The organism is Nocardia sp. A7 (assembly GCF_046549215.1).
In the GTDB taxonomy this organism is placed as follows: domain Bacteria; phylum Actinomycetota; class Actinomycetes; order Mycobacteriales; family Mycobacteriaceae; genus Nocardia.
Map to the genome: position 1 here is coordinate 387,985 of NZ_JAJPWE010000005.1, position 16,606 is coordinate 404,590.

The 16,606-nt window shown below is 65.7% G+C and carries 16 protein-coding genes; 9 read left to right on the forward strand and 7 right to left on the reverse strand.

Going from position 1 to position 16,606, the window contains the following annotated elements:
• Positions 1 to 14: 14 nt before the first annotated feature.
• The 3 genes from ACLJPD_RS27335 (at position 15) to ACLJPD_RS27345 (ending at position 1,970) form a co-directional block, all read left to right on the forward strand.
• On the forward strand, positions 15 to 572 hold the full coding sequence (locus tag ACLJPD_RS27335) for a hypothetical protein (RefSeq protein ID WP_410876008.1): 558 nt from the start codon (positions 15 to 17) through the stop codon (positions 570 to 572).
• 88 nt (positions 573 to 660) lie between these two features.
• Positions 661 to 1,734 carry an oxygenase MpaB family protein gene (locus tag ACLJPD_RS27340; RefSeq protein ID WP_410876010.1) on the forward strand — a complete coding sequence of 358 codons (1,074 nt, stop codon included), beginning with the start codon at positions 661 to 663 and terminating at the stop codon, positions 1,732 to 1,734.
• Between the two features lie 14 nt (positions 1,735 to 1,748).
• Positions 1,749 to 1,970, forward strand: coding sequence for a hypothetical protein (locus ACLJPD_RS27345; protein ID WP_410876012.1), 222 nt, complete (start codon positions 1,749 to 1,751; stop codon positions 1,968 to 1,970).
• Positions 1,971 to 2,037: 67 nt separating this feature from the next.
• Here the strand turns inward: ACLJPD_RS27345 and ACLJPD_RS27350 are convergent, their stop codons facing one another.
• Complete coding sequence (locus ACLJPD_RS27350) at positions 2,038 to 2,730, reverse strand: TetR/AcrR family transcriptional regulator (RefSeq protein WP_410876014.1); 693 nt, start codon at positions 2,728 to 2,730, stop codon at positions 2,038 to 2,040.
• Positions 2,731 to 2,832: 102 nt separating this feature from the next.
• Between ACLJPD_RS27350 and ACLJPD_RS27355 the strand changes: the two genes are divergently transcribed.
• The 4 genes from ACLJPD_RS27355 (at position 2,833) to ACLJPD_RS27370 (ending at position 7,402) form a co-directional block, all read left to right on the forward strand.
• Complete coding sequence (locus ACLJPD_RS27355; RefSeq protein ID WP_410876015.1) at positions 2,833 to 3,165, forward strand: hypothetical protein; 333 nt, start codon at positions 2,833 to 2,835, stop codon at positions 3,163 to 3,165.
• Positions 3,166 to 3,281: 116 nt separating this feature from the next.
• Entirely contained in the window at positions 3,282 to 5,555 is a 2,274-nt protein-coding gene (gene katG, locus ACLJPD_RS27360) for a catalase/peroxidase HPI (protein ID WP_410876017.1), read from the forward strand.
• A 54-nt stretch (positions 5,556 to 5,609) separates the two neighbouring features.
• Positions 5,610 to 5,960, forward strand: coding sequence for a hypothetical protein (locus ACLJPD_RS27365; protein ID WP_410876019.1), 351 nt, complete (start codon positions 5,610 to 5,612; stop codon positions 5,958 to 5,960).
• A gap of 53 nt (positions 5,961 to 6,013) precedes the next feature.
• Positions 6,014 to 7,402: an amidohydrolase family protein gene (locus ACLJPD_RS27370; protein ID WP_410876021.1), complete on the forward strand. Its 1,389-nt coding sequence runs from the start codon at positions 6,014 to 6,016 to the stop codon at positions 7,400 to 7,402.
• 6 nt (positions 7,403 to 7,408) lie between these two features.
• On the opposite strand, the gene ACLJPD_RS27375 is transcribed toward ACLJPD_RS27370, so the two are convergent.
• Entirely contained in the window at positions 7,409 to 7,966 is a 558-nt protein-coding gene (locus tag ACLJPD_RS27375; RefSeq protein ID WP_410876022.1) for a TetR/AcrR family transcriptional regulator, read from the reverse strand.
• Between the two features lie 372 nt (positions 7,967 to 8,338).
• On the opposite strand from ACLJPD_RS27375, the gene ACLJPD_RS27380 reads away from it, so the two are divergent.
• Entirely contained in the window at positions 8,339 to 9,055 is a 717-nt protein-coding gene (locus tag ACLJPD_RS27380; RefSeq protein ID WP_410876024.1) for a phosphodiesterase, read from the forward strand.
• Between the two features lie 428 nt (positions 9,056 to 9,483).
• Here ACLJPD_RS27380 and ACLJPD_RS27385 read toward each other — a convergent pair whose 3' ends face one another.
• Positions 9,484 to 9,783 carry a hypothetical protein gene (locus ACLJPD_RS27385; RefSeq protein WP_410876025.1) on the reverse strand — a complete coding sequence of 100 codons (300 nt, stop codon included), beginning with the start codon at positions 9,781 to 9,783 and terminating at the stop codon, positions 9,484 to 9,486.
• 64 nt (positions 9,784 to 9,847) lie between these two features.
• Between ACLJPD_RS27385 and ACLJPD_RS27390 the strand changes: the two genes are divergently transcribed.
• A complete protein-coding gene (locus ACLJPD_RS27390; RefSeq protein WP_410876026.1) occupies positions 9,848 to 10,510 on the forward strand; it encodes a TetR/AcrR family transcriptional regulator in 663 nt (220 codons plus the stop codon).
• On the opposite strand, the gene ACLJPD_RS27395 is transcribed toward ACLJPD_RS27390, so the two are convergent.
• The 4 genes from ACLJPD_RS27395 to ACLJPD_RS27410 all read right to left on the reverse strand — a co-directional run bounded on the left by ACLJPD_RS27395 (position 10,507) and on the right by ACLJPD_RS27410 (position 16,606).
• On the reverse strand, positions 10,507 to 11,703 hold the full coding sequence (locus ACLJPD_RS27395; protein ID WP_410876027.1) for a tachylectin-related carbohydrate-binding protein: 1,197 nt from the start codon (positions 11,701 to 11,703) through the stop codon (positions 10,507 to 10,509). The two genes, ACLJPD_RS27390 and ACLJPD_RS27395, sit on opposite strands and share 4 nt — an antisense overlap.
• A gap of 153 nt (positions 11,704 to 11,856) precedes the next feature.
• The gene (locus ACLJPD_RS27400) at positions 11,857 to 12,945 is read right to left on the reverse strand and encodes a family 2 encapsulin nanocompartment cargo protein polyprenyl transferase (RefSeq protein WP_410876028.1); all 1,089 of its coding nucleotides are present in this window, start codon (positions 12,943 to 12,945) and stop codon (positions 11,857 to 11,859) included.
• The gene (locus tag ACLJPD_RS27405) at positions 12,942 to 14,333 is read right to left on the reverse strand and encodes a family 2B encapsulin nanocompartment shell protein (RefSeq protein WP_410876029.1); all 1,392 of its coding nucleotides are present in this window, start codon (positions 14,331 to 14,333) and stop codon (positions 12,942 to 12,944) included. Before ACLJPD_RS27405 ends, ACLJPD_RS27400 begins: the two co-directional genes overlap by 4 nt.
• On the reverse strand, positions 14,330 to 16,606 hold the full coding sequence (locus ACLJPD_RS27410) for a terpene synthase family protein (RefSeq protein WP_410876030.1): 2,277 nt from the start codon (positions 16,604 to 16,606) through the stop codon (positions 14,330 to 14,332). The genes ACLJPD_RS27405 and ACLJPD_RS27410 overlap by 4 nt, the downstream gene beginning before the upstream one ends.

Here is a 16,606-nt window from a genome sequence, read left to right on the forward strand (position 1 = left end):
CCGAGGACCTACCCATGACCGCCGAACTCCAGCCACCGACCGACGAAACCACCGAACCGACTGCGCGGCCCCAGCGAATTGATCTGCGCCGCATCGTGATCCCGGCAGCCGCGGTCATCACGATCGCCGCCGTCGCCGCCGCTTCTTTTCTCGCCGTGGACAACCACCGGATCCGCGCCCGCGAACAAGCGCGCGACTCCGCACTCCAGGCGGCCTGCACCTACGCCCCGACGCTGGCTCGCTACGACGCCAAGGACCTCGACACCTATTTCGCCGCGGTGCTGGCAGGCGCCACCGGCAGTTGGAAGACCGAATTCGACGCCACCAGTAAGGATCTGCGCGACGTACTCACCCAGGGGCAGGTGGTCTCCACGGTCGGCGACGTCACCTGCGCCATCGAGTCCGCCGACGAGACGTCCGCGACAGCGGTGGCCGTCATCAATCAGACCATCACCAGCCTCGGTACCAAGGGCGCGCCCGCCCCCGGACAGCTCTCGGTGAGCATGTCGCTGCGCAAGGACGCCGACCACTGGCTGGTCAGCGAAGTCAGCACCCCGGCACTTTCCCGCTGAAACTGCTAGTATCTTACTTGAATTCTACACGCGAGTAGTAATTGGTGAACAGGGCTCGCGACCGACAGCGAAATTTGGGGAGCACCGCATGGCAGCATTACGCGAATGGTTGTCACTACCGGAGGTGGCGCCGGCCGAGGACTACGGATTCTTCGGACCCGATTCCGTCGCGTGGCGGGTATGGAGTTACCCGACCGGATTGACCATCGGATTCCAGCGAGCAGTCGTCATCGAGGAACTCGACCCCGCACTGATCGCCGCTGTCGATACCACCGGTGCGATCTATAGCCGCCCCCGCACCCGCTACGACCGGACGTTGCGCTATTTCGCCATGGTGATGTTCGCCGACAGCCGGTCGACGACCAGCGCGGCCGACATCCTGGTGAAGATCCATTCCAAGGCGGTCGGCATCGACCCGGTGACCGGGAAGTACTACGACGCGAACGACCCGCAGTCCCAGTTGTGGATTCACCTCACCGCATGGCACTCCCTGCTGATCGCCTACGAGAAATTCGGACCGGGGCGACTCAGCGCGGACGACGAATCGCGATATTGGCACGAATGCGCCAGGGCCGCCGAACTCCAAACCTGCGATCCAGCAGATGTTCCCCGCACTCGCGACGGCGTCGCGCAGTACTTCGAACGCATGCGGCCCCAGCTCATCGGCTCCGATATCGCGAAGAAGGCGATGAATCATCTCCTCGACGCCGAGGTGATGCTGCCGCCGATGCCGCTGGTGCTGCGACCGCTGTTCAAGATTGTCGCGGCATTTCTGCGCCGCGGAACACTGGCCACGATGCCGCGATGGATGCGGGAGATGGCCGGTCTACCGACCGGACGCGTTCTGGATCTGCTCGTCCTACCCTGGCTGAGCGCGGCAATGACAGTGGTCAGCCTGAACACTCGTCTGCAATTGCTACTGCTGCAGCTGATCTCCCCGACAACAGTGCCGGTGGCGGCACCGATGCTGCTCGGCATAACGCCGCGCGATCCGGTGACGACGACGCCGCGCCAGGCGCAGAAGAAATACGGATACGACATTCCGTCGCGAGCCCACCACGCACTCCGCGAGAAACAACGTCAGCGCGTATTGATGGACGGCCTCGCCCCCTCCGATGAGGGGCTCATCGAATCGCAACCCATCCTCGGCGACATCGCCTGACAACGAAACAGAGAGTGACAGTGTTGACAAAGCTGATGGACCGCAGGCTCAGTATCCGCCAGATGATGTACCTGACCATCGCAGGGGGCATCCCCTATGTCGCGATCGGCGTGATCTGGTTGATCACCCATGACAGCCATTTGAGCGACTTACACGGGCTCGACCGGTTGTTCTCCACGATCGGCCAGGTGATCGCCTGGCCGATGCTGATCATCGCCGATATCGAACTCAGGTAACAGACCGGCACGAATCCGCTCACCAGGTATCGGTGAGCGGATTTTCGGTATTTCCCCGACGCAGGGCTCAGCCGTTCCGAGAACCGCTGTCCGCACCCCCGGCAAAGGCGGCATCGGACTCGCTGGGCAGCATTCGGACCATGGACCGGACGGTGGCGCGCAATCTTTCGGGCGGAAAACGTTGCGGATCCGCCAGCACCATCCGCCCCAGCACCTCGGTGAATCCGAGCATGACATTCGCGATCAGTTCGACGTCGGCCTCACGTGGGCCGCCGCGCACCGCGAAACCCGCGGTCAACAGCTCGACACACTGATCGAGGAGCTTGTCGCGCGCGGCACCGAGCAGTTCGCGATAGTCGGTCGGGGCACCGTCGCTGTGCAACAGGATCAGTCGCCAGCGCGTCGGCGCCGCGGCCACGGATTCGAGAAAAGCCATCACCGCCGCGACATACTCCCGATCAGGATCAGATTCTTGCAGGTCACGTGGCATAGCCGCGGAAACCTGCCCCATTCCCCGTGAGTGTTCCCGGTGCAGCAGGTGCGCCATCAACTCCGGCGCGGTGGGATACATCGCATACAGCACCGGCTTGGCTACGCCGGCTTCCTTGGCCACTGCCTGCATGGTCAAATTCGCGAGCCCGGCTTCCCCGACGACTCGGAGCGCGGCGTCGAGCAGCTGCGTTCTACGCTCATCCGGCGGCAGCCGGGGCCCGTTGCGGCGCTTCGGGCGAGCGTCGGTCGGCATGCTCTCGGTACTCACCTTCGCATTATCTCCCACGCCCGCGGCGGTCGTCCGCCCGCGATTGGGGCCCGTCGAATCGGGTAACGCCAACTCGAACCCGACTATCCGGAGGGAAGGCTGATGGAATCCTCGAAACAGGACGATGGCCCGTTGGACAAGGACACCGAAGCGTCCGGTGGGGAATTTCCCGACCACGCTCGCACAACCCGCAGTCACGCAGGTGAGGGCCTCGAAGACGGCTACAACTTCCCCGGGATCATCCTGTGCGCGCTGGGAGTCATCGCGTTGGGCCTGTGCCTGACCGCCACCGGCTACGGCTTCGCCGGCTGGGCCACTATCGGCGCCATCGCCGCGGTGACGCTCGCCGGGTCCGGGATCGCCTGGCTGCTGCTCGAGCATCGGCGTATCAAGGCCAAGGAAGGGTTGGCGCTCACCGATCCTCGCGGGCATTGATCCCCGCCGTCCGGCGAGTGGGCTTTCACTTCGGTCGCTGACCTGACGCCAGGGCGCGAGGCCTGACACGGTTGTTGTCCGATGGCGGAAAACGAGGAACACTGCCATCGAACACGATGCCGCTCGTAGACCGTCAGTCCCGTCCAGGAAGGAATATCGTGACCTCCGATAGCCGCCCCCCTGCTCCTGACACCGATACGCACAGCACCAGTGAGAGCGAGAACCCGGCGATCCCCTCGCCCACTCCGAAGACCGACCAGCGCCCGCGGACCAACAAGGACTGGTGGCCGGAACAGATCGATGTCTCGGTATTGCACGCGCACTCGTCCAAGTCCAATCCGCTCGGCGAGGACTTCGACTACGCCGCCGAATTCGCCGGGCTCGATGTCGAAGCCCTGAAGGCCGACATCGCCGCCGTGCTCACCGATTCACAGGACTGGTGGCCTGCCGACTACGGCAACTACGGTGGCCTGTTCATCCGGATGAGCTGGCACGCGGCGGGCACCTACCGCATCGCCGACGGTCGCGGCGGCGGCGGTCAAGGCGCGCAACGTTTCGCCCCGCTCAACAGCTGGCCAGACAATGCCAATCTGGACAAGGCCCGTCGGCTCCTGTGGCCGGTCAAGCAGAAGTACGGCAACAAGATCTCCTGGGCCGACCTGCTCGTGTTCACCGGCAACGTCGCGCTCGAGTCGATGGGGTTCCAGACCTTCGGTTTCGGCTTCGGCCGACCCGATATCTGGGAGCCCGAGGAGATGTTCTGGGGGCCGGAGGACACCTGGCTCGGCGACGAACGCTACAGCGGCGAGCGCGAGCTCTCCGGACCGCTCGGCGCGGTCCAGATGGGCCTGATCTACGTGAACCCGGAAGGGCCGAACGGCAGGCCCGATCCGGTGGCGGCGGCCCACGATATCCGCGAGACCTTCGCTCGGATGGCGATGAACGACGAGGAGACCGCCGCCCTGATCGTCGGCGGTCACAGCTTCGGCAAGACCCACGGCGCGGGCGACGCGAGCCTGGTCGGCCCCGAGCCCGAAGCAGCCCCGCTGCAACAGCAGGGTCTGGGCTGGAAGAGCGGCCACGGCACGGGCAAAGGCAGGGACGCGATCACCAGCGGCCTGGAGGTCGTGTGGACCGCCACGCCGACCCAGTGGAGCAACGGCTTCCTGCAGAACCTCTACGGTTTCGACTGGGAGCTCACCAAGAGCCCCGCCGGTGCCTGGCAGTGGAAGCCGAAAGACGGTGCGGGCGAAGGCCTCATCCCTGATCCGTTCGACGGTCCCGCCCGCACCCCGACGATGCTGACCACCGACCTGGCCCTGCGCGAAGACCCCGTCTACGCCGAGATCACCCGCCGCTGGCTCGACCATCCCGAGGAACTGGCCGAGGCGTTCGCGAAAGCCTGGTACAAGCTCCTGCACCGTGACATGGGCCCGATCAGTCGCTATCTCGGCCCCTGGGTTCCGGAGCCGCAGCTGTGGCAGGACCCGGTTCCCGCTGCCGACCACGCACTGATCGACGAGCAGGATATCGCCGCGCTGAAAAACACTGTCCTCGAATCCGGCTTGTCGGTCGCGCAACTGGTCAAGACGGCGTGGGCGTCGGCGGCGAGCTTCCGCAGCACCGACAAACGCGGTGGCGCGAACGGCGCGCGGATCCGGCTCGAGCCCCAGCGCGGCTGGGATGTCAACGAACCCGCCGAACTGGCGAAGGTGCTGCCGGTCCTCGAGCAGATCCAGCAGGACTTCAATGCCTCGGCCACCGGCGGCAAGGCCGTGTCGCTGGCGGACCTGATCATCCTGGCCGGTTCGGCGGCGGTCGAGAAGGCAGCCGCCGACGCAGGCCACCAGGTCGTCGTGCCGTTCTCGCCAGGGCGCACCGACGCCACGCAGGACAGCACCGACGTCGACACCTTCGATGTGCTCGAACCGCGGGCCGACGGGTTCCGCAACTACGTGCGCCCCGGGGAGAAGGCTCCGCTCGAGCGTCTCCTGCTCGACCGCGCGTACATGCTCGATGTCACAGCGCCGCAGCTGACGGTGCTGATCGGCGGCCTGCGCGCGCTCGGCGCCAATCACGGCGGCAGCGCACACGGTGTGTTCACCGACCGGCCGGGCGTCCTGTCGAACGATTTCTTCGTGAATCTGCTCGATCAGAACACCCAGTGGCAGGTGTCGGAGTCCGCGGAGAACATCTTCGACGGTGTCGACCGGCGTTCCGGCGAGAAGCGATGGACAGCCACGGCCAACGATCTCGTCTTCGGCGCGCACTCGATACTGCGCTCGGTGGCCGAGGTGTACGCGCAGAAGGACGCGGGCGCGAAGTTCGTGAACGATTTCGTCGCTGCCTGGGTCAAGGTGGTCGACAACGACCGGTTCGATTTGCGCTGACCTGTCGCGTGCCCGGTCGACCGACAGGTCGGCCGGGCGGGCAGCGGATGAATTATGAACAAGAATTCGAGTGGCCGGGTCCGCGCGGTCGGTGCCGGACTACTGGCGGCGCTCGTCACCGCGGCTCCCCTGGCGGCCGGTGCCGTGGGTGCTGTCGCCGGGGTGATCTGGTTGCGCTGCGTCTACGTTGTGCTCGCCTTCCGCCTCGTCACCGACCCTGCCTTCGATCCGCACGGATACGGACTCATCGTCGCGACCGTGCTGTCGGTGCCCGCCGCGCTCGTCACCGCGGTCACTGTCCCCTTCGCCTTTCCTCGCAATCACCGTGCGCGCGTCGCACGGATCACCACACCGGTCCTGCTCGTGAGCACAATTCTGCTGTGGGCCGCGTTCTTCACGGCATAGAACCGAACCCCTGTCGCAGTCGGCAACCGTGCTGCTGAGCGTACCGTGGCGACATGCTGATCCGGCGCGCCCAGGTTTTCGACGCGGATTTCACCGACGTGCGGGTGACCGGGGATCGAATCACCGAGTGCGGCAACGGACTTCGGCCGCTCCCCGGTGAAGACGACATAGATGCGCGGGGCGGATGGTTGATCCCGGGCCTGCACGATCATCACATCCACCTGCGCGCACTCGCCGCGACCTTCGGCTCTACGCGTCTGGGTCCACCGGATATCCGGACGGCCACCGAGTTCATCGCCGAGCTTCGCGACCGAGATCGTTCGCTGCCACCGAACTCGTGGATTCGCGGTGTGCACTACCACGAGTCGGTTGCCGGAGTCCTCGACCGCACCGCGCTCGACCGGATCGTCAGCACCCGCCCGGTGCGTATTCAGCATCGCTCCGGTGCGTTGTGGATGCTGAACTCCGCCGCCTGTGCCGTGGTCGACCTCGATGGGTGCACCGAGCCGGGGGTGGAACGGGATGCCGCAGGACGCCCGACCGGGCGACTGTGGCGGATGGATTCCTGGCTCGGTGCCCAGATCAGTTCGCCCCCGGTAGATCTCACCGCGGTCGGCATCGCCGCAGCCCGGCGTGGCATCACCGGGTTCACCGATGCCACGCCGGGTCTGCGCATACCGGACGTCCAGGGATATGCCGACGCCGTGTCCAGCGGAAAGATCCGCCAGCGACTGCACTGTATGGCATTACCGGAGGTCGCCGATCCTGAGATCGACCGGTTCTCGCTCGGCCCGAACAAGATCCTGCTGGACGACGAGACACTGCCCGACCTCGACACCTTCACAGCACAGATCAGGACTGCCCACGCAGCGCATCGTCCGGTCGCGGTGCACTGCGTGACCAGGGTGCAACTGGTTCTCACCATCGCAGCCCTCGATGCCGCGGGCACCTGTCGAGGCGACCGGATCGAGCACGGGGCGATCATTCCCGCCGACATCATGGGGTGGCTACGCCACCACCGGGTACCGGTCGTCACGCAACCGCATTTCCCCCACGAACGCGGTGAGCAATACGAGACCGACGTGGCATCGCAGGACAAGCCCGACCTCTGGCGGGTGGGCTCGCTGCTTCGCGCCGGCGTAGGTGTCGCCGCGGGAACCGACGCACCGTTCGGGTCAGCCGACCCGTGGCGCATGGTGGCCGCGGCCGTGGCGCGCACCACCGGCCACGCGGAGTCGGAGGCCGTCTCGCTTCCTGATGCGGTCAGGTTGTGCCTCGGCCATGCGGACCGGCCGACCCTGCGCCGAACGATCAGGCCGGGCGAACTCGCTGATCTTGCACTGTTGACGACAGGACCGCACGACCTCACGACAACGTCGATAGCGGACGCTGTCGTGGCAGCGACGATTGTGGGCGGCGAACCGATCCACCTGCTGGAGTAGTGGCGATCAGGCGTGCATGCCGGACATCAGCAGCTTCCAGGCCTGCCCGGCCACGGCCGGGCGCGCCGCGGGTTCCGTCTGTCCCAGTAACGCCGACAACATCTCCAATGCCAGCATCACATCCTCGACGGTGAGGTCTCGGCGCACGTCGCGCATCGCAGCGGGTTGCTCGAGCTTGTTGGCCAGCATTCGGCCGATACTGCGGTTCGTCTCGGTCAGCCGAGGATCCGCCAAGGACCCCGGGTCGACCAAATGGATGAAGTCCATCGACGCGCTGATCTGATCGACGATGACCTCGAGCAGGGTGCGCAGGGAGGCGTCCGGGTCGTCGGCAAGGCCTTCCAGATAGGCAATGTTCTCGGCGAACACGGCCAGCGCGATGCTCTCGTGGTCCGGGAACTCACTGTGCAACGCCTCGAGCGTGAGACCGGCTCGACTCGCCACTCGGCTCAACGGTGCGTCATAGCCCAGTTCGGCGAACACCTCGCGAGCACAGGCAACCACCAGGGTTCGGGTCGATACCGGAAGCGAACCGCCCGAGTCGCGCCGTTGCACACTCGTCATCAGGGCAGACTAACAACTCGACCCTGCTGCTAGTTGTCGGCATTATCGAATCGATGCCGACCGCGCCACCAGTTACTCGATCAGTGCGATCATAATCTGCTCGGATAATGCGACGCCGACACCTCGGACACCGAGCAAAATCGCGGCAACCACCGGTCGAACGAAACGATAGCAGCCATGCGTTCGGTGACCGCGCGTTCGTCCTATTCAGTGGAAGCCTTTCTCCGGGAGACGAATTCATCCCTGCCGTAGGTGAAGGCGAGGGCAATCGACTCCGAATATATTTGCGCGAAGTTCCGGCGTTTACCGAGCTCACCAACGGGCATGCGGCAGGCAACCAGGCACTACGACTGCGACTGGAGACCAGCACCGATGATCGATACGCGCCGAATCACCGAGCTACCCGACACCGCTATCCGTACCGCCTTCCAGACCGGGGCGCGGTTGCGCCACGCACGGGTGTTCCACCCACGCGGCATCCGCCTCGCGGGCCGATTCCGGGCCACCAGCGACTACGTGCCCTGGTTCGGTCAGGGCGACCGCGCGGTCATCGCCCGGCTGTCGAAAGGAATCGGAAGCCCGGGCCCTGTGCCCGATGTACTCGGGTTGGCCTTTCGGGTGCTCGATCGCGACGAGCACCCCTGGGACTTCGCGCTGGCGACCACCGGTCGCAGCACGCTGGGCCGGTTCGTCATCACCCCCGCCCGCGCCTGGGCCACCGCCCGTTTCGGCACGCTCCTGCCCTACCGATTCGCCGACGCCACACCGGTCTGGCTGTTCGCCGAACCGCTCGATGCCGACGACCTGCCGAATACGGCGTCCCTGCAGACCCTCGACGACCACCTCGACGACCGGGTGATCCGGTTCTCGCTCATCGCCGATGGAATCGGCCGCCCTCCCGTCACCGTCGGCGAACTCGACCTGCGGCGCGCCGAGCCGGGCGAACACCGCACCGACTTCTTCGATCCGATCCTCAACCGTCCCGCCGACGTCACCTTGATTCCCCACTTGGTGAACCGGCTACGCGAAAGCGCCTACACCGGAAGCCGTCGCGGCCGCACCGACGACAGCGCCCAGTCCGCGACCTGATCGCCAGACAGATTTACCTGTTCGACGAGCTGATCAATCTCCGATGCAGCGTGCTCCTTTGATACCGACCGCGAGTTCGGACCCGTCGGCGGCGACAACGGAGACACTGTTGACGTCATTCGCGTAGGCGACAGTCGCTGCCGCAGTACAGATTTCGTGTGCAGTCTCAAGACTGGATGAGTCGTCGGTCAGGTTCGTCTCGATGTTGACGGTGGTGCACTGGCCGATTATCGAGACTCGGGTGACGTCGAACTCGGAAACAGCGTTCCTGATCTGGTCGACCTCGCCGCACGGGTCGCCGGTCGGCTGCGTACTCGTAGTAGACGACGCTGCCACCGTCGAGGTGTCCGAGGTACTTCCGCACGCGACCGACAGGCCAAGTGCCGCACAGACCACGAACCATCGCCACGCATCGCTGGAGCGGCTCATCACATGCTCTGGTCGATGAGCGTGCCGGTCGCGTGCACCACATCGAGGTGCTCTACCACTGGCTCGCCCGGGCGGTGACCGGCGAAGGCGGTGTCGACGGCGGGATGGATGCGTTCGTCGAAGGCGCGAGCACAGTGCGCCTCGGATTCCCACACGTCGATGTAGCGCAGCCCGCCATCGGCGCGGCGCACGCACAGGTGCAGTAGCGAGCCGTCGAGCGGCTCCGGGCCGAGCTCTTCGATGATCCGGCGGTAGAGCTCCTCGCCGATAGGAACGTCTTGAATGTAGGCGTAGACCACGGCCGTATCCCTTCTGAATTGATCCGAGTCGGATTCGGACCAATACTGGGTAGGATAGGCCGCTATGGACGACAACGTCAAGGTCGGCAAGCGTCGATACAACGCCCCGCGGCGCGCCGCGCAGGCGGCGGATACGCGCCGTGCGATCCTCGACGCCGCACGGCGCTTGTTTGTTCAGAACGGGTACGCCGCCACGACCGTGAGCGAGATCGCCACGGACGCCGGTGTTTCCGTCGACACCGTCTACGCATCCATCGGTCGCAAGCCGGTGCTGCTCCGCGAACTCGTCGAGACCGCCCTCTCCGGCACGGACCAAGCGGTTCCGGCCAAGCAGCGGGACTACGTTCGTGCGATCGGGGAGGCGACGCGGGCCGAAGACAAGATCGCGATCTACGGCCACGCGCTGGCCGCGATCCAGCAACGGCTCGCGCCGATCTTTCTGGCCCTGCGCGATGCCGCGACCACCGACACTTCCTGCGCCCGCGTATGGGCTGAGATCGGCGATCGGCGTGCCAACAATATGCGTCAGTTCGCGGCTGACCTGCGCAGTACGGGCCAGTTGCGCGAGGACCTGTCCGACGACGAGGTAGCCGACATCCTCTGGAGTATGAACGCGACCGAATACTGGGTACTGCTTGTCGGCGAACGCCGTTGGACGCCAGAGCGCTTCCGAGACTGGATCATCGACGCCTGGACCCGCTCGCTCCTGACCGACTCCGAGTCCTAGTTGCCCGAGAAGAGATTGTTCAGCTCACCCCAGCCGTGCCCGACTTTGCGACCTTCGGGCCAGGCCCAGTTGAAGCTGCCGTCGGCGGTGCCGGTGTGCTTGTACTCCACGAGATCCCCGGCTTTGTTCACGCCGTAGATGATCCCGTTCCCGCCCGAGAACAGGTTGCTCAGCTCACCCCAGCCGTTGCCTACCTTGCGACCTTCGGGCCACGCCCAGTTGAAGCTGCCGTCACTGGCGCCGGTGTGCTTGTACTCCACCAGGTCCCCAGTCTTGTTCACGCCGTAGATGATTCCGTCGCCGCCCGAGAAGAGATTTTTCAGCTCACCCCAGCCGTTGCCCACCTTGCGACCCTCGGGCCACGCCCAGTTGAAGCTGCCGTCGGCGGTGCCGGTGTGCTTGTACTCCACGAGATCCCCGGCCTTGTTCACGCCGTAGATGATCCCGTTCCCGCCGGAGAACAGATTGCTCAGCTCACCCCAGCCATGCCCGACTTTGCGACCCTCCGACCACGCCCAGTTGAAGCTGCCGTCACTGGCGCCGGTGTGCTTGTACTCCACCAGGTCCCCGGCCTTGTTCACGCCGTAGATGATCCCGTCGCCGCCCGAGAAGAGATTCTTCAGCTCACCCCAGCCGTGGCCCACCACCTTGCCCTCTTGCCATGCCCACGTGAACGAGCCGTCCGCGGCGCCGATGTGCTTGTACTCCACCAGCTGTCCCTCGCGGTTCACCCCGTAGATGACGGTGTGCATCACCCGGCCGAGCACCACCGGCGGAGGAGTCGGAGTGGGAGACGCCGACGCGGTCGAGATCGTCCGCTCGTGCCAGCCGGTGCAGTCCGAATAGCCGAGCAAGTCCGTGTCACAGCCCTGCACCTTCACCGTGTAGACGGTGTCCGCAACAGCGTTGTTGATCTTGAAGGTGCCCCGGTTACCCGTACCCACCTCGTACTGGGTCTCCGCGACGCCGGGCCTGCCCCAACGGAAGTTGTAGTGGTCATAGTCCTCGAAGGCGCTCCACCCGATGTCGACCGTGGTCCCGTTCGAAGAGAGCGAGTCGATGCACGGCCTGTCGTAGGGACAGGCGACCGCGGGGCCGGCCACGGCAGTGGAGGCAGCCACAACGACCGTCCCGGCGGCCGTGGTCCCGGCGGCCAGCGCAGCGAGGGCGGCCCGAGTCACAGAATTGAACATGATGTCCCCCTTGGGAAATTGGTCCTGCTCTCCCCTAATCCTGTCGATTTCGACCAATGTCCAATAGATACCCCGGGGATGGAAACCACCCACCCCGCCCGGCCAGGGCGGTGGCCCTGGCCGGGCGATGGCTCGAGACCGGGTCGCGCGCTGTCAGCAGTCTCGGTCCGCGGCCAGCGCCGCGAGCAGGTCCAGATCGGCCAGAGCTTCGGCGTCGGCCCCGATTTCGGAGATCGTCGACATGGCTTCTCCGTACAGTTGCCTGGCCTGCTGTCGACTCCATTCCCGCCCGCCCGCGGCTTCGACCAGCTCGGCCGCACGAACCAATTCGACGTCGTCGAGCGGCTTTTCACGAAGGTAGAGGTCAGCGAGAGCGCCCGCTTCGGGGGTGTTCGAGTGCAGTGCGAACACCACCGGCAACGACTTCTTGCGGCTGCGGAGGTCGGAGAACACCGATTTGCCGGTGACGCGCGGGTCGCCCCAGATGCCGAGCAGGTCGTCGGTGTGCTGGAAGGCACGGCCGATGCGCCTGCCGAACTCTTGCAGACGCAGGAGCTCACCGGAGTCCGCGTTTCCGAAGAGGCCGCCTAGCGCGGCCGAACACCCGAACAACGCCCCGGTCTTCTGGTCGACCATGGTGAGACATTCGTCGACGTCGACATCGGTGCGCCGCTCGAATCCCAGGTCGGCGCACTGTCCCTCGACGAGGTGCAGCACCGAGCGGCTCATCAGGTTCGTCGCTTCGACGATCGGTGTGTGCGGTTCCGCGGCGAGCAGGGAATACGCCTGGGCGACCAGCGCATCGCCGGCGAGGATGGCAGGCCCGATCCCGAAAGCGGTCCACGCCGTCGGCCGGTGCCGTCGGGTGGTGTCCCGGTCCATCACATCGTCGTGGAGCAACGAAAAGTTGTGCACCAGTTCGACCGCGACGGCCGCGCGGACGGCATCTGCCACCTCACCGCCGGTCAATCGGGCGGCCGACAGCACGAGCGCCGGGCGAATAGCCTTGCCACCGTCGTGCTTCTCCGGCCGGCCGGTGGGGTCCCACCAGCCGAAGTGGTACCCCACGATGGTACGAACCGTGGCGGGCATCATCTGCACGGTCGCGTGCAAAGTGGCGGCGCAGGCCTCACGACATTGCTCGAGGACATCGGCGGCCGTGCGTGAACTCGACGAAACCGCGGGAGCTGTCGCGGGTGTCGGCACCGGGATCGGTGTCGTGGCGGAGTGCGGAGCGCTCATCGATTCACCTGCACTTCGGTCAGCGCCCCGAGGGCGTCCGGAACAAGCACTGCCGCAGCGTGATTGGCGCTGATGAGGTAGGAGGCGATCGCCCGGTCATCGATACCGGAGAAGCGGACGTTGATGCCTGGCTCGACTTCGTCGGGCAGACCGGTCTGGCGCAGGCCGATCACGCCGTCGTCCGATTCGCCCACCCGCATTGCCAGGATCGTGCTGGTTCCACTCGGCGAGATCGGGATCTTGTCCGAGGGCAGAAGCGGCACATTACGCCACGCGTGCACCCGTTTTCCCTCGATCTCGGTGGGATCCGGATACACGCCTCGGGCCGTGCATTCGGCGCCGAACTGGGCGATCACGCGGGGGTGGGCGAGGAAGAACGCGGTCTTACGACGGCGCGCCAGCAAGCGATCGAGATCATCGGGTGTCGGGCGGCCGGTGGCCGAACACAGCCGCTGACTCGGGTCGACGTTGCGCAGCAGGCCGTAGTCGTGATGGGTCAGCAGGTCGCGTTCCTGACGTTCCCGCAACGCTGCTATCGACAGACGCAACTGCTGGTCGAGTTGGTTCATCGGCTTGTTGTAGAGGTCGGTGACCCGGGTGTGCACGCGCAGCAGCAGTTGCGCGATGCTGAGCTCGAGTTCGCGTGGTCGCTGGTCATAGTCGACATAGGTCCCGGGCAAGGTCGGCTCACCCTGCTGGCCCGACAGCAGTCCGATCGCCGCCTGACCGTATTTGTCGGCACCGGTTCGCTCCGCGGCGACCGCGGCCCCGAGATCGGCGACGTGGGCGGCGAGACGGGGTTCACGGGCACACACGGCGTCGAACACGGCACGCGGCAACGCCAGTACCGTGCAGGCGGTATTCGCGGTAGCCGTGTATTCCCAGATGGCCTGCCCGCCGAGGAGGGTGGCGGCACCGAGGTGGCTGCCGTCGTCGAGCACGTCGAGCTGTACTTGCTGACCGTATTCGCCGGGGCCGGTCAGCACGACCCGGCCGTGGGCGAGCACATAGGCCGCATCGATTTCGTTGCCGAACTCGCAGATCGTCTCCCCCGCCGCGAACTCCTGCTGGCTGAACAGGCGGGCGAGCTCGACCAAGGTGTCGTCGTCGTCGAAATCGCGCAGCGCCCGCAATTCGCGCAGTTCGGCCGGGATCACCTGATACCGGCCGTTGGCCAGCGTGCAGGTGACGAATCCGTCCCCGACGGTGTAGGTCAGGCGCCGGTTGACCCGGTAGGTTCCGCCGTCGACCTCGACCCAGGGCAGCATGCGCAGCAGCCAGCGGGGCGTGATTCCTTGCATCTGCGGAACAGATTTGGTGGTGGTCGCCAGTGTGCGGGCGGCGGCGACACCGAACGCGGTCGGTGGGTTCTGGGCGGTGCTGGTCACGAGGAAGTCCTTCCCGGCGAGGTGGCATAGGTGGCGACGCGAGGACGGATGCGGGCGGCGGCGGTGCCGATACCCGTGGGTCCCCAGGTGTGGACCGGGCGGTCGGTCGTTCGCGGTTGGCTGCCGACCGGGTAGCGCAGGTTCTCCGGGCGGTAGCGGCTGGTGCCGCGATGCCAGTGCAGGATGCCCGCGATCCAATCACGTAGTTCGTCGATGTAGCTGGTCAGCGCCGCGCGAGCGGTGTCGTCGAGCCGGTGGTGTTCGAACAGGACGGGCAATTCGTCATCGACGAGTCGCTGGAACTGTCGCATTCTGGCCCGCATCAGGTCGTCGACGACCCTGGCGGCGATGTCGCGGTCACAATCGAAGAACGACTCGACCACCAGGATCGCGTTGTGCAACTCGGCTTCGTACTCGATTTCCTTCTGATAGGAGAAGAAGTCGTTGATCAAACAGCCGTAGTCCTGGGCGGCGTGTTCGATGCCGCGCATGGTGGTGGACTCGAACACCGCGTCGGGGATCACGCCGCCGCGGGCGATCTTCGACAGCGCGATCGTCAGATCCGAGCCGAAGGTGCGACGGCGCATCTCCAGGTAGTCGACCGGGTCGGGGACTCGATGTTGGATGTGGTTGGCCAGCTCCCACAACCAGCTCTCGGTCATGGATTCCACCGCCTGCCGGAAGGTGCGCCGGGCAGTCGGCGACATCGGCCGCGCGGTGCGCGACCACAGGTCGACCAACGATCGTTCCAACGGATTGACCGGTGTGCCGACGGGTTTCAGGTCCAAGGGCATGAACGTCGACAGTCGGGCGTTGCAGGCTTTCGCCGCGACCATCGCGGCGGCACCCTGGGTGGGTGGGAAGACGGTAGGAAAATAGTCGTCACCCCAAGTCCCCCAGGTCAGCCATTCGGCCGACAGCGTCAGCGCGTCGACATCGGCGTCGGGATCCAAACCGGCTGAGCACAGGGCGAAATCGAACCCGACCGTATCCTCGCGAGCCCACAACCGCCGCCCACCGAGCTCCGGAAGCGGGTCGTGGAATCCGACTTGTTGCGCCCAGTCGATACTGGCCGCGCGTGCCACGGGCAGGTGCGGCGACAGACTCAGTTCGAACGGCACGTCGAAGTCCGGCAGCGGCAATTGCCCGGTGCGGCGCAACGGAATCTGCGAGTGACTGCGCGCACCGCCCGGCCCGGCGAGTCCCTTCCAGAACCCGGATCTGGCCAGTTCGGTGCCGATGCCGGCGGGACCGAACGACATCGGTCCCGTCGTCGCGGAGCCGTTCATGTACCGATTGGACCGTAGGTGCCATTCGTGGCCACCCGACTGCCAGTCCTGCAAGCCGTGTGCGTACGACAGCGCCGCCGCGCACTGCACCGCGTCCAGCTTGTGCTCGTCGAACAGGAGGGGCAGCTCGGTGAGCACGGTGTTCTCGAACTGGTGGATCCGCGAAGTGAGCTGGTCGTTGACGATATCGGCGGCCTGCTGTGGCGAACAGTCGAAGAACCGCTCTACCACCAGGACTCCGTTGTTCACCTCGCCTTCTTCCTCGGTCTCGCGCTGATACGAGAAGATGTCGTTGCGTAGGTGCACCGCGTCGGAGAACGTGTCCTTGAGCACGCGCATCGGCCGGGTGCCGACGATGGCTTCGGGAATCTCGATGCCGCGGGCGTACTCCACCAGATCGGCCGACCACGGTGCGCCGCCGACCCTGCGCCGCATCTCGATGTAGTCGATGGGATTGGGAATCCGGGCGGTATTGATATTGCCGATCTCCCAGACGCAGTCGAGCAGCAGGTTCCTGGTACTTTCGCGGAACCGTTCGCGCCAGCACTGCGACATCGACGGCACCGTCCGCGTCCAGAGGTCGGCGAGACCGCGTTCGTCGGGGTTGGTCGGTGCGGGCATCGCGGCACCGTCGGGTGGCATGAACGTGGCAAGGCGGTCGAGATATCGCCGTGCGCCGTCCATATCGCCGGTGCGTTTGAACGCGTCGAGGAAGTGGTCGTCGAAGTAGAAGACCCAGGTGTACCAGTCGGTGACGGTGTCGAGGACCGGTGCGTCAGCTTCCGGATGGGTGTAGGCGCACAGGCCGGCATAGTCCATGCCGTCGAAACTCGCCTCGTCCCACACCACGTCGCCACCGACGGTATCGCCGAGCATCCCCATCTCGTAGGCCCACTGTTTGGTATGTGCCCGTGCTTGTTCCACGTGCGCGTTCAGCCGCGCGGGGTGAGCGACGTAGAACTCGGGCAGCTCGAAGGGCTGCAC